Genomic DNA, 12,493 nt, shown 5'->3' on the forward strand with positions numbered 1-12,493 from the left:
CCTATTGGATTATTTTGGTGAAACAAACTTAGAAAACGAAGCAATCCAGGTCACAAAAGCCACTGCCATGGTGATGGTTGCATCCATGATGATGGTGCGCCTTTTGTGGTGCCTTAACTCCCGCTCCGCCTCCTCCGTAATTTGATCCATTGTAGTAGCCTCCAAAGATATTATGCGGAGACCAGTCTGGACTTGCTTGGGGTGCTGGCGGCGACAAAGACTGAAATTCGTTCGTACCATAGACAATCTTGCCTCCTACAACAGTGAAGACAGCTTCAATTTTTTTAATAGCTTCTTCGGAGACAAGAAAGAAGTTGTCAGAAAGAATTGAAAAATCGGCATATTGACCTTCTTTAATTTGCCCTTTCACATCTTCCTCTTTTGAGAACCATGCATTTCCTGCCGTATACATGCGAAGCGCTTCATGCCTCTCTACACGATTGGAAGCAGGGTACAAGACTAGCCCACCAAGTGTCTTGCCCGTTACTAACCAGTATAAGGCAACCCAAGGATTATAACTGGCTACTCTGGTTGCATCTGTCCCTACCCCAACACGTAATCCGGCTTTAATCATCTTGGTGATCGGAGGCGCATTTTCTGCTGCTTCGGCCCCGTATCGATCGACGAAATATTCACCTTGAAAAGCCATTCGGCTTTGAACAGCGATCGAACCGCCTAATGCGACGACGCGCTCCAAATCCTTCTCCTGAATCGTTTCCGCATGGTCCAGAATCCAGCGCAAGTCTTTGAACGGAACCTCTTTATTCACGCGCTCAAATACATCGAGAAAACGTGTAATGGATTCTCCATATGTAGCATGAAGACGAAATGGCCAACGTTGTTGAACAAGGTGCTGGGTAACTCCAAAGAGATCATCTTCAAGTACAGCTGGAAGTTCGGGACGAGGTTCAACAAAATCTTCAAAGTCTGCTGCGCTATAAACAAGCATTTCACCTGCTCCGTTATGACGATAGTAGGAGCTACCTGTATACGGCTGCGTTGTAGCGGTCCATGCTTTAAAATCACTTAGTTCATTCTTGGGATGCTGGGTGAATAAATTATACGCCGTGCGAACCGTAATTTCTCCACGTTTATCAAGCTCATCAAATACCTGATAATCGTCAGGGTAGTTTTGAAAGCCCCCACCAGCGTCAATAACACTTGTGACTCCGAATCGATTCAATTCCCTCATAAACAATCGGGTTGAATTGATTTGATCCTCGTATGAAAGCTTCGGTCCTTTCGCTAATGTCGCATACAAAATAGTAGCATTAGGTCTAGCGATGAGCATTCCTGTCGGATTTCCCTGGCTATCCCGTTGGATTTCTCCACCTGGCGGATTGGGCGTATCTTTCGTATATCCGATGACTCGCAAGGCTGCTTTATTCAAAAAAGCCTGACGGTAAAGATTGAGAATAAATACCGGTGTATGCGGAGCAATTCGATTAATTTCATCCAAAGTTGGCATTCGGCGTTCCGCGAATTGGAATTCTGTCCAACCGCCAACAACACGAACCCAGTGAGGTGCTGGCGTACGATCCACCTGCTTTTTCAGCATCCGCAAGGCATCCGCAACGGATGGCACGCCATCCCATCGAAGCTCGAGATTATAATTGAGACCGCCTCGAATGAGATGAATATGAGAATCGTTCAAACCTGGTATCAACATTCGCTGATTTGCGTCCACAACCTGCGTGGTAGGCCCAACATATTTCATGACTTCGGCATCGTCCCCCACCGCCAGAAATTGGCCGCCTTTAACTGCAACTGCTGTGGCTGATGGATTAGCGTCGTCCATCGTCACGATACGGGCATTATGAATGACTAGATTTGCTTCAACAATCGTTGGTTTCTCAGACATGATTTTGTTCTCCTTTGTTATTTATTAGGAACTAAGTTTACTTCAACAATCGTCGGCTTCTCAGACATGATTTTGTTCTCCTTTGTCATTTAAGAGGTGTTATTTGCGGCTTAACCAAAGTTGTATCCAAGGCATCAAACGTTGTCCTAAAAACATTCCTAAGAGACCAAGTAATCCCAAAAAAGGCGGCGCCGGAGAAGGGATCTTCAGCGATTGAAAAACAACGCCAATGATGATACCTGTAGCTAAAGCGAGAAGCATTGAACCCCACATACTAACTTTCCTCCTTCAATCCAGTCATTAATGATGTTCTTTGTTCGTAGATAGGAAAGTATAAGTTTTATACTTTTGCTTCGCATCTACCTTGACAAACGCGCTCGTCCTAGAAGGACGACGGAGTCGTTTATCCTTGAATCATTTACCTTCTATTTAAGTTTATAAGTCAGGATTCTTTCTATCAATAAGGCTTTCTCTATACCAGTCATAGGAATCACTTATACATTATTTTTATTTTTTCTTTATAATCTATAGTTTTTGCCTATGGGCTTTATAGAAAAATGAAGATTGTTCATCCGTTTACATTTCAATAGACTTGTTATATGCAGCAGGTTCAGGTTCTCATATTTGTGGATCTGTTGTAATCATAAATAGAAAGTAGGGATTTTTACATGTTTAATGACAAGTCCGATTTACTAACTGCTGAGAACTCCGCTATTATTCTAGTAGACCATCAGCCTCAAATGCTTTTTGGTGTACAAAGCGCCGATCGCCAAACGATTATTAACAATACGGTTGGACTGGCTAAAACAGCTAAAGTTTTCAATGCGCCAATTATTCTTACAACGGTTGCTGCTGAATCGTTTTCTGGCCCTATTCATCCGCACATTCAAGCTGTATTTCCTGATCAAAAGCCGATTGACCGAACAACAATGAACTCTTGGGAAGACGAAAACTTCGTGGAAGCAGTGAAGAAAACAGGTCGCAAGAAGCTGATTATGGCAGCACTGTGGACAGAAGTTTGTCTTGCTTTCCCTGCAATTTCAGCCATTAATGATGGATATGAAGTATACATCGTAACGGATGCTTCAGGCGGGACGACGACGGAAGCGCATAACATGTCCGTTCAACGCATGATTCAAGCAGGAGCCATTCCCGTGACTTGGCTATCTGTACTTCTTGAGTATCAGCGCGATTGGGCGCGTCAAGAAACGTATGATGCCGTTCTGGAGATTGCTGTGCAACACAGTGGCGCCTACGGTGCAGGTGTTGTTTATGCTCAAACAATGTTTGGGGGCCACGGAGGGTAACCTATTCATCCAAAAAGGATAGTCAATTAATTTTGACTGTCTCAGCTTAACCAAACCAATTCGAGAGGAATTATGAAAATGGCTAAATTAACAGTAGGAACAGAAAACGGGCAACCCATTGAATTATATTTTGAGGATCTTGGCGCAGGCAAACCTGTCGTATTAATCCATGGCTGGCCGCTGAGCGGGCGCTCGTGGGAGAGTCAAGTTCCAGCACTTATCGATGCAGGTTACCGCGTGATTACATATGACCGCCGTGGGTTCGGACAATCCTCCCAACCATGGACTGGTTATGACTATGATACATTTGCAGCAGATCTCCATAAGCTAATCGAAAATCTGGATCTTAAGGACGTGACGCTGGTCGGATTTTCGATGGGTGGCGGAGAGGTTGCTCGTTACGTTGGTACATATGGAACAAGTCGTGTCAAAAAAGCTGTGTTGGCTGCTGCAGTTCCACCATTCTTCTACAAATCCGATGAGCATCCGGAAGGTGGCCTGGATGAAGGCACCATTCAGGGCTTCCAAGACGGTTTGAAAAAAGACCGCATCGCCTTCCTTGACGGATTCACTCACAATTTCTTTAAAGCAGGGGATAGAACCGACCTGGTCAGCGAGTCCTTCCGCGTTTACAACCTTGATATTGCTACTTACGCTTCGCCAAAGGGGACGCTGGATTGCGTTGCTGCCTTCGGCCGGACGGATTTCCGTGGCGATTTGGCGAAATTTGATATTCCATTGCTTGTTATCCACGGCGATTCCGATGTAATTGTGTCTCTTGAAGTAAGCGGTCAACTTTCCTACGAAGCTGTTCCAGGCAGTCAACTCGTTGTAATTGAAGGTGGACCGCATGGCCTGAACGCGACTCACCCAGAACAATTCAATACCGCTTTGATTAACTTCCTTAAAAACTAAATGAATGAAAAGACACCGGGCATCACAAGAGTGTAGACTCTTGTGATGCCCGGCGTCTGGTTTTATGGATTTATTATAATCTTACTTGCTTTTAATAAAAATTCTTTCATATAGTTAATTGATATTCCACTATGGAACCTTCTAATTTCAAATAATGTCCATTCTTCAATATGTTTTATTTTTGCTAAATAAGTTCGGTTTCCTTTGTGTTGTTCATTTAAAAAAAGATTATACGCATCAATTTTCTCTTGAGCATCACCTTCCATTATTTGTTTAATACTTTTTTCATAGAAGATACTTGTCGTATCCGCCCATGATATTAGTTCGCTTCGGGGCGTTGTTGAACACCGGATTTCCTCTTTACCTTTATAATAAAAAGTATTGTCATTTATATCATATTCAGACGAAAAGAGAAGATCTAATAAGCTCCAAAAGTATTCTGCCTCATGTTTAATGTCCCATCTTGAACTATATTTAGGATGTAGTGTAACATGAGTAGAAATAAACCCCGCATAAAGTAAATTTAAATCATTAATTTTCTTAAAGGAACTGGGAATTTGATTTGCACTTCCTACAAAAGTAACAGCTTCATCCGTAAGTATAATTTGTTTAATATCAGTTATTTTTTCTTTTTTAAAGTTAATGAATGTATCTGTCGAAGAACTAAATTTATCTGTTAATAAAATCTCTCCTTTTAGATTTGTGTTTTTTTCTTTAAAGTCTATTAACAAATGACTTACAACTTCCTCAAAAACTTGAAAACCATCTATTATTTCATCAAAACTATCCAATGTGTAAGGAGGAGATACGACTTCTATTAAGGCATTGGAGTATTCAGGGTGAATCTCCCAGCCTTTGCTAAACAAATAACCCACTTTTTTCACTAGATTTTCATGAATATCCGACATAGACTTTATTTTATTTGTAATCTGTTGTGATGCTAATAAGTAACTTACGAAGTCACGTTCTTTATAAACTATTGCATATTCTTTTTCGATTCCAAACTCAAACTTGTCTGAAACAATTTTCAATGTTATTCCCTCCTGATGTTTATTGAGCTATAGATTTTCGTTAGAATAGTGCGCATTTAGACTGCTCCAAGTTGGTTTGAAAATCTCTATATTTCATCTTTGGCAGCAGCTATCTCTTCTGCCTTTCGAACTTCACTGAAAAAATGTTCTAACTCATGCTTAGCAACTTCACGTATAAACCCAAGTTCTTCACCAAATAGCTCCGGAGTCCATGTACGGCCGAAGGAAGCATGGACCACTTCATCTGCCCAATCGTAATCCTGGAACTGCGTCATTAATGGATGCTTCACTTGATCTCTGCAGAATTCATATTCCCCTACTTTCCCCGGTCGCTTCATCGCCCCTTCTTCGATTCCAATACTTAGCCACGCGTATTGCGCACTCGGGATTTTTTCTATATTGATATCATAATCAGACGTATATTGCGGGCGTGAACGCCAATTCAACCCTTCAGCCTCCAGTGCTGCTTGACCAAACAACGCATGGCGAACCTCATCCCACAAGTGCCTTGCTAAGTCCCGATAGAATGCCCACGGCATTCCTTTTTGTGACCATAACACAGCCGCAATCAGTTCCGCCGCCGTCATCTCTTCCTGACGTACTCTCATCATACCGACAAGTCTGTCCTCATTCGGCTTCTCGAATTTCATTCCCATGCTTGTACGGTAAAGGGTTGTTTCACCCATACCTGCTTCTCGTTGCGATTTTTTGGGCAATTGATAGACCTGGAATGATCTCATACGTTCTGGTATTTCAGAAGACCTTTTCATTTCGTTGCTCATTCCACCTGCTGCAAGGATGCATCGCTTTAATAACGCACACAGTTCTTCTGAACCAGCCTCTTCCCACTCCCCCTCGTTCTTCAGGTGAGCTATTACCGCTTCCCCCCAATTTACTTGTTCCTCCAGATCGAGAAGGATTGAGCGTAATATACGAATAGTCGGTTGATCTACAATTTGTTGTGTACGTTGTATATGGCTCCTATAGGCTTCAATAAGCGCTGGTTTAATCACTGTATACACGCCAGCTAACCATTCAGAATCTGTACGAGCATGAAGAATTTCGTCCATAAGCAGCGTTAAAGCTGGATCTGGTTCCTGCCCGACGTTAGCAAGAGGCGTACGCAGATGGCTCACGCGAGTACGAAGCTGATCCGCAGCTTCTGCATCCTCATAAATGTGTCGTCCCATCGCAGTTTTGATATCCCAGTTATGTCGTGCAGGCAGCTGAGCTGCACTTATAAACATAAGACGCTCATGAATAAACCTATATCTCTGCAGTATCTTAGCGTTAGCATCAACACCAAAAGCACCAATTGAATGTGGATTAGCAATTCCCGTAAATGAAATTTCCAACTTTATTCCCTCCTATAACGAGCGTTGAATAATTTTATTTTCTCTTAATATGAATTCGTTTACAATAGATTAAGAAAGGATTTCAATGGATTTATTTGATCAGAAGGGGTGCTTCTAATTGAATGAAAAACTGCCTACTTTACACTACTGCGGTGACTTTATTGTTCGACGTAACTGGAAGCTGGGACCACGTATTTTAGACGATAACGAACTGGTGTTTTTCCCTCAGGGAAATGGAACCATCTACCGAAATGGAGATCAAGTTTATACATTGAATCAGCCCTGTTGGGTCCTTACAAAGGCAGGGGAAACTCACAGCTACCATTTCGGGGAGACTGCAGCTACTCGTCATCTTTTTATGCATTTCAGTGGTGGTGAATGGTTTGCGCCTACGCTTTTTAGTACGATGTGTTGTGATGTAATACCAGTTAGGGAAGGTGGACTACCTTCGGCAATAATCAGCGAGATCCTCCACATCGCTCATGATGAGAAAGATACCAATCGGTGCAATATCTTAATATCAGCTCTGCTTAGCGAACTTGAATACTTGGGCAATAAAAGCAAAAACACTTCAATCCCCTCTATGAAATATTTAAATAATAAAAAAGAGGTCGTATCCGACCCCTCCTATCCGCTCGTGGTGAGCAAAGCATTAACCTATATTCGTAATAGGCTCCTTGAGCCTATCACAGTAGCCGAAATTGCAGTCCATTGCCAGATATCTCATGAACACCTGACTAGAGTCTTCGTACGTGTCATCGGAATTCCTTTGCGTCAAATGATCATTCAACTGCGGCTAGAACGCGCTTCTCATATGCTTCGTCATAGTACACTAAGCATTAAAGAAATTGCCTCGCAGTGTGGATATGCTGAGAATCATTATTTTTCACGAGCTTTTACCGCCTATTACGGTATGACAGCGACAGAATACCGCCAAGAATACGCTGACCCGCGTGTCCAACACATCGTTCCTGACGAACGATTGGAAGAAAATTATCCGATTAATGTTTATTTTCACATTAACCCTTAATACCCGTCATAGAAATACCCTCGATAATATTTCGCTGGAGAACAAGATAAACGAGCAGTACGGGCATGACGGCAATTGCAGAACCGGACATCATTAAAGTCCAGTCAGTCACATAGAGTCCCTTAAACGTACTAAGCATCAAAGGTACGGTGAAGTTGTCGGTTGAACTCAGGAAAATGACGGGCTTAAAAAAACTGTTCCAATTTCCCAAGAATGAAACTATCGCTAACGAAGCTAGAGCTGGACGAATGAGGGGAACCATGATACGCCAGTAAATCTTCCACATGTTCGCACCATCAACATAGGCTGCTTCTGATAAATCACGTGGGATACCCATAAAAAACTGCCTTAATAAAAATACACCAAAAGCACTGAACAAAGCATCCGGAACAATGAGCGATAAATGCGTATCGAGCCAACCCAGATTTTTTAAAATGATGTACAGTGGAACAATCGTAACTTGTTCGGGAACCATCAACATGGAAAGAAACAGGATAAAGAGAACATTACGAAAGGGAAAATCAATTTTAGCAAATGAAAAAGCGGCCATCGAACATGTTAACAATTGACTCAGTACCACAATCACAGAAATATAAGCACTGTTTATGTATGCCTTATCAAATGGCATAGCTGTTAGAGATCGGCTAATATTTTCCCATCTCCATGGATTCGGAAATAAGGTCGGCGGCACTTGAAAGATCTGGGCTAAGTCTTTTAACCCGCTGAATGCCATCCATAAAAACGGGCCAAACATGACTACAGAGGCTAGAATTAACAGAATATGCAGAATGATGGTTGAAACTTTACTACCAATTTGGTTGCTCTTTCGTTTATTGGGTACTGTTCCTGCTGGAACTAATTTCTGATATACCGTTTTCATGCGAAATCCTCCTTAATCCGCGTAATGAACCCATTTGCGTGAAATATAGGTCTGTGCAATGGTGAAAGTCAAAATGATAACAAAAAGCATAGTAGCCGCTGCCGCACTGCGTCCGAATTGAAAGTTTTTGAAAGCCAGCTCGTACAAATGATACACAATCGTATAACTAGCTTTAGCAGGGCCACCGCTCGTCATTACGAAAGCCGTATCAAAGATTTTAAACGAGTCAATAATGCCAATAATGGTAACAAATAAGGTAGTTGGCGACAAAAGGGGCACAGTAATTTTCCAGAATTGCTGTGACCTTGATGCACCATCGATCATGGAAGCCTCATAGTAATCTCTGGATATTCCTTGTAAACCAGCCAGAAAAATGATCATGTTAAAACCTAATTTTTGCCAAATGCTCACAATCGCCAAGGATGGCAGGACGAGGTTCAAGTTGGTCAACCATTGTGGACCCTTAATGCCGAACAAGCTATGCAGCAAAAAATTGATGATACCGAAGTCACCATTGAGCAGCCACATCCATACAATCGCGACAGCGACAGAACTTGTAACTACTGGCATGAAGAAAAACAACCGATACATAACACGATATCTCACTTTGTTCAAAGCTACAGCGACCAATATCGCAAGAAAAATACCCATTGGGACTGTTAATAAGGAATAATAAAGGGTATTCACTAGTGCCTTCTGGAAATCAGGATTATGAAAGGCGTAACTGAAATTATTAAATCCAATAAAAGTCGCAGGCTGAAATCCATCCCAATCTAATGTACTTAAAACAAAGGTTGTGATCAGAGGGATAAGTGAAAAGGAAAGCAGTCCGATTAATTGTGGGGCAATAAAGAAATACCCCCAGAATGTATTAGAACGTTTACGGTTCATGCAAGTCCTCCCATTTAAATGTTTCAAAAAAATAAAAAGGAGGGACGGAATACAAACATCCTTCCCTCCTCACATTACCGTACATGCATCCTATTTTTTCGCTTTTACTTCGTCGATCTTCTTATTAACACCTTCGCTCATTTTCTTCAATGTCGTCTGAGCATCCTGTTTGCCTAACAACAAGAGGTCGTAGTTATCTTTCACAATATCGGAAGCTCCAGGAACACCTGATTCGGAAGGCCATAGGGCATAACCAATCTCACGAGCGTCGAGGAAATATTGAGCATGTGCCGGCTGTGCATTCTTATCCAATACGAGATCATCTACACCGCTAATCGAAGGAACTGCATTTCCCCCTTTAAGACGGAAGTTTTGACCATCCTTGGAAACAAAGTAAGAGAGAAACTCATAAGTCTCTTTAGCATGAGCTGTCTTTTTGTTCATAACCATGTACGCTGTTGGAATGCCAGCTGGTTCCATTTTTTTGCCAGTGTTAGTTGGCAGTGGAACAATGTCGTATTTTAAAGAAGTGTTTGCATTAAACTGCGGAACCCACCAACGACCAGCAATTCCAAATCCGACTTGGTTCGACATGAACATAGCATCTGGGCCTTGTCCTTTCGGAAGTGAACCTGAGAATACGAAGTTTTTGTTCTTTGTGTTTTCCGCAAGATATTGGAATGCTTCTACTGTTTTCGGATCTTGATCTCCAATGAATTTGCCATCCTGAGGCTTATCGTAAACTTTACCTCCGTTTAACGTTGCCCATGAATAGACCGGGGATGACCAATCTTCAAGTACAAGACCATATTTATTTTTAGACTTTAGCTGTTCCGTTAACTCTTGTAGCTTCTTCCAATTCCACTGCCCTGATTCGTACAATTTCTGTGGATCGTCGGTGATACCCGCTTCAGTCAATACTGTCTTGTTGTAGTACATGACTAACGGATTACAGTCAACGGTAACTCCATATATTTTATCGCCTTTCTTCGAACCGCCCCATAATCCTTCAGCAAAATCCTCGGCTTTGATTGGGCCATTGCCTACTTTCATCAATGGTGTCAATTCTTCGATTGAACCGTTACTAATGAGTTTAACGACAGTTTGATCTCCAGCATAAAATGCGTCTGGCGCCGTACCACCTTGCAGTTGAGTAATGATCTTCTCTTCGTAGCCATCGTTCGGCACGGCTACCAGCTCCCATTTCACATTCGGATGATCTTTGTTATACTGATCTGTCAGTTCGTAAAAGCGCTTTAACTCTCCCGGATTCCCCCAAGTACTCCACTTTAATTTGATAACCTCTCCATTTCCAGCCTTAGGCGCTGGTCCCTTCGTTGCATCTGCTGTATTGCCGCCTGCCGGTGCAGAAGAGCTGCATGCAGAAACAATCATCGTAAGCATCAGGGCGGAGCTGGTTGTTAACCCCCATGTTTTTTTGTTTACCATTCTTCCAATCGACTCCTCTCACATAATTAGATATCTCACCACTGGAATAAATTGGACTGCTATGAGTTAAACATATTTTAAATTACGATGATAGCGTTTTCAATGAACTTTCCCGAATAGTAGATGGATTTTTTTGATCTAGTATCTATTATTTTTCACATCCTATTATCGTCGTATTTTGCCGATAAATGTGGAATTTTCACTCGTTATTATTCGACAAAATCTGCGAAAACAATGTCAAAAAAGTTAACCTTGAGAATATGAAATTGATCCATACTCAATTTACAATGGAACTTTGACCCTTACCCATCATACAAAGGAGCTCTATCACATATTCTATATTCTGGTGCTAAACTCTTATTATTAAATAGATAAGCTAATGACTTATTCATAGGAGCAGCCCAATCCTCATTTTAAAGTTAGACTTGCATGAAGACGTTCAAAAAATCAGTTGTTGGGGGAATTCACTTGGCGAAACATAATGAAATAAAGATAAGTCATAAGCTTCAACAAGCTTCCGTGAAAGTCGGGTCCGCGCGAACTGCAGCGGCTAAATGGGTCATGCACCACGCCAGCCTAGAAGCTTGTTTCCATGGGGCGTATTTCAGCGGCTCGACGGTAGGGCTGCCTGATGACGCTGAGTTGTCGGCAGCCTCCGATATCGATGTCGTGATCGTTACCACACATGCTGAGCCCCCACTCAAGCTTGGGAAGTTCGTCTACGACGGCATCCTTTTGGAGGCCACGTATTTGTCTTGGAACGAACTCGCCTCGGTCGATGAGGTTCTGACGTCCTATCACCTTGCAAGCAGTTTCCGCGTAGATTCGATCATTGCTGACCCCACCGGACATCTGCGCAGACTGCAAACACAGGTATCTCGCCACTTTGCTGAGCGGGTGTGGGTACGCCGCCGATGTGAGAACGCTCGGCAGAAGATCGAGAACGCGCTGCAAGCTATAGATACTTCTGCACCGTTTCACGACCTGGTGACGGCGTGGTTATTCCCGACCGGCGTAACAACGCACGTCCTCCTTGTGGCCGCACTTCGCAACCCTACTGTGCGGCTCCGCTACCTCGCCGCACGCGACGTGCTTACGAAATACGGCCACGCTGACCTCTACCCAGATCTGCTGAAACTGCTTGGCTGCGCTCATCTGACCCCCCAGCGCGTCGAACATCATCTCGACAAGCTCGCCCTGGCATTCGACACCGCTGCAGCTGTGGCCAAAACACCTTTCTTCTTTAGCACCGACATCACCGCCACAACTCGACAAATTGCAATCGACGGAAGCCGTGAACTCATCCGGGCCGGCTGCCACCGTGAGGCGGTCTTCTGGATCGTCGCAACCTTTGCGCGCTGCCACAAGATTTTGGTCGCAGACGCCTCACCGGACCTACAACGTTTATTCGCTCCAGACTTTGAGGCTATCATCGTCGACCTCGGCATCACCTCCACCGACTCTTTCATCCGCCGTGCAGAGGACGTCATGCAGTTCCTACCGAAGCTCTGGGAAACCACCGAGGCAATCCTATTCGCCAACTCAGGCATCGTGTCTGAGTAGCTCATTTCAAATACCTGACATCGCTCTCATACCAGGCGGGGACAACAAAAATAGGAGCTGCGGCGAGCTGCTCCTTCACTATCGTTCCTCGTTACTTTAATAAACTGAGTTCCTTTGCCAATATAATTATCCCCCATATTTCATGAACCCGACCGGGATGAGGACATCTTGGTCGTTAAATTTAATGGGAGCGAAAACCTCCAATGGCTGC

Annotated in this window: 11 protein-coding genes; 4 read left to right on the forward strand and 7 right to left on the reverse strand. The window is 43.2% G+C overall.

Features of this window, described 5'->3' with window-relative positions:
- Positions 1-28: 28 nt before the first annotated feature.
- Both ASG85_RS27215 and ASG85_RS37310 read right to left on the reverse strand, forming a co-directional pair.
- Complete coding sequence (locus tag ASG85_RS27215; RefSeq protein ID WP_060648320.1) at positions 29-1,861, reverse strand: amidohydrolase; 1,833 nt, start codon at positions 1,859-1,861, stop codon at positions 29-31.
- A 99-nt stretch (positions 1,862-1,960) separates the two neighbouring features.
- Positions 1,961-2,134 (reverse strand): DUF1427 family protein, encoded by a 174-nt coding sequence (locus tag ASG85_RS37310; RefSeq protein WP_082562415.1) that lies wholly within the window; start codon positions 2,132-2,134, stop codon positions 1,961-1,963.
- A gap of 395 nt (positions 2,135-2,529) precedes the next feature.
- On the opposite strand from ASG85_RS37310, the gene ASG85_RS27220 reads away from it, so the two are divergent.
- Both ASG85_RS27220 and ASG85_RS27225 read left to right on the forward strand, forming a co-directional pair.
- Positions 2,530-3,168 carry a hydrolase gene (locus ASG85_RS27220; protein ID WP_057305708.1) on the forward strand — a complete coding sequence of 213 codons (639 nt, stop codon included), beginning with the start codon at positions 2,530-2,532 and terminating at the stop codon, positions 3,166-3,168.
- A gap of 78 nt (positions 3,169-3,246) precedes the next feature.
- Positions 3,247-4,083 (forward strand): alpha/beta fold hydrolase, encoded by an 837-nt coding sequence (locus ASG85_RS27225; protein WP_060648321.1) that lies wholly within the window; start codon positions 3,247-3,249, stop codon positions 4,081-4,083.
- A gap of 62 nt (positions 4,084-4,145) precedes the next feature.
- On the opposite strand, the gene ASG85_RS27230 is transcribed toward ASG85_RS27225, so the two are convergent.
- Together ASG85_RS27230 and ASG85_RS27235 are read right to left on the reverse strand one after the other, a co-directional pair.
- The gene (locus ASG85_RS27230) at positions 4,146-5,114 is read right to left on the reverse strand and encodes a hypothetical protein (protein ID WP_060648322.1); all 969 of its coding nucleotides are present in this window, start codon (positions 5,112-5,114) and stop codon (positions 4,146-4,148) included.
- A gap of 86 nt (positions 5,115-5,200) precedes the next feature.
- Positions 5,201-6,469 carry a hypothetical protein gene (locus ASG85_RS27235; RefSeq protein WP_060648323.1) on the reverse strand — a complete coding sequence of 423 codons (1,269 nt, stop codon included), beginning with the start codon at positions 6,467-6,469 and terminating at the stop codon, positions 5,201-5,203.
- 118 nt (positions 6,470-6,587) lie between these two features.
- Between ASG85_RS27235 and ASG85_RS27240 the strand changes: the two genes are divergently transcribed.
- Positions 6,588-7,499: a helix-turn-helix domain-containing protein gene (locus tag ASG85_RS27240; RefSeq protein ID WP_060648324.1), complete on the forward strand. Its 912-nt coding sequence runs from the start codon at positions 6,588-6,590 to the stop codon at positions 7,497-7,499.
- Here the strand turns inward: ASG85_RS27240 and ASG85_RS27245 are convergent.
- The 3 genes from ASG85_RS27245 to ASG85_RS27255 all read right to left on the reverse strand — a co-directional run bounded on the left by ASG85_RS27245 (position 7,489) and on the right by ASG85_RS27255 (position 10,719).
- Positions 7,489-8,379, reverse strand: a complete 891-nt coding sequence (locus ASG85_RS27245) for a carbohydrate ABC transporter permease (protein WP_082562416.1) — start codon at positions 8,377-8,379, stop codon at positions 7,489-7,491. The genes ASG85_RS27240 and ASG85_RS27245 overlap by 11 nt on opposite strands.
- 12 nt (positions 8,380-8,391) lie before the next feature.
- A complete protein-coding gene (locus ASG85_RS27250) occupies positions 8,392-9,270 on the reverse strand; it encodes a carbohydrate ABC transporter permease (protein WP_047687703.1) in 879 nt (292 codons plus the stop codon).
- A gap of 90 nt (positions 9,271-9,360) precedes the next feature.
- Positions 9,361-10,719 (reverse strand): ABC transporter substrate-binding protein, encoded by a 1,359-nt coding sequence (locus ASG85_RS27255; RefSeq protein ID WP_057305714.1) that lies wholly within the window; start codon positions 10,717-10,719, stop codon positions 9,361-9,363.
- Between the two features lie 468 nt (positions 10,720-11,187).
- On the opposite strand from ASG85_RS27255, the gene ASG85_RS27260 reads away from it, so the two are divergent.
- On the forward strand, positions 11,188-12,282 hold the full coding sequence (locus tag ASG85_RS27260; protein WP_321166608.1) for a hypothetical protein: 1,095 nt from the start codon (positions 11,188-11,190) through the stop codon (positions 12,280-12,282).
- Positions 12,283-12,493 lie beyond the last annotated feature (211 nt).

Origin of the sequence: Paenibacillus sp. Soil724D2 (assembly GCF_001427935.1) — a bacterium.
Lineage (GTDB): Bacteria > Bacillota > Bacilli > Paenibacillales > NBRC-103111 > Paenibacillus_E.